A 965-nucleotide genomic window follows, 5' to 3' on the forward strand; every position below is an offset into this window, starting at 1 on the left:
GCTTCCCATCTGGATCGTATACGTTATAAGAAAGAGCTGTTCAACGGAGGTCCCTCGTGAGTCTCAATGCCCCCTCGTGGACGGGCGTCTACCCGGCCGCCACCACCCAATTCTCGCCTGACGGCGCGCTCGACGTCGATGCCACCCAGAAGGTCCTGACCGCGCTCGTCGACGACGGCGTCGACGGCCTCGTCGTCCTCGGCACCTGCGGCGAGAACAACTCGCTCACGCCCGAAGAAAAGAGGATCGTCCTCAAGGCCGCGGTCGAGGCCGTCGGCACCCGCGTGCCCCTCGTCGCTGGCGTTTCCGAACTCACCACCGCCAGCGCCGTCCAGTTCACCCGCGACGCCGAGGCGATCGGCATCCCCGCGCTCATGGCGCTGCCCGCCATGGTCTATGTGCCCACCCCTGAGGAACTGTTCGTCCACTTCAGCACCATCGCACGCGCCACCAGCCTGCCGGTCATGCTCTACAACAATCCCCCGGCCTACCGCGTCTCCATCGGTTTCGAGACCCTCGACAAGCTCGTGCCGGTCGAAAATGTCGTCGCCGTCAAGGAAAGCGCCCCCGACCCCAGGCGCTTCACCGACCTCATCAACCGCTACGGCGACCGCTACGTCCTCATGGCCGGGCTCGACGACGTCGCCCTGGAAGGCCTCTTCCTCGGCGCCACCGGATGGATATCCGGCCTCACCAGCGCCTTCCCCCAGGAATCCGTCGCCCTCGTCAAAGCCTTCGAACAAGGCGACTTCGAACAAGCCCGCGCCATCTACCGATGGTTCATGCCCCTGCTCCACCTCGACGCCGAACACGACCTCGTCCAGTCCATCAAACTCGCCGAGCAAATCATGGGACGCGGTACCGAACATGTCAGACTGCCAAGACTCCCCCTCCAGGGACAAAGACGCGCCGAAGTCATCCAAATGGTCGAAAACGCCGCAAACAATAGACCTAATATCGTCAGG

Annotated in this window: 1 protein-coding gene; it reads left to right on the plus strand. The window is 63.6% G+C overall.

The features are described 5' to 3' along the window. Nucleotides 1-56: 56 nt before the first annotated feature. Nucleotides 57-965: dihydrodipicolinate synthase family protein (locus EKM57_RS21665; protein WP_129794618.1), on the plus strand; the 909-nt coding region annotated here is incomplete at its 3' end.

Origin of the sequence: Sphingosinicella sp. CPCC 101087 (genome assembly GCF_004151485.1) — a bacterium.
Taxonomy (GTDB): domain Bacteria; phylum Pseudomonadota; class Alphaproteobacteria; order Sphingomonadales; family Sphingomonadaceae; genus Allosphingosinicella.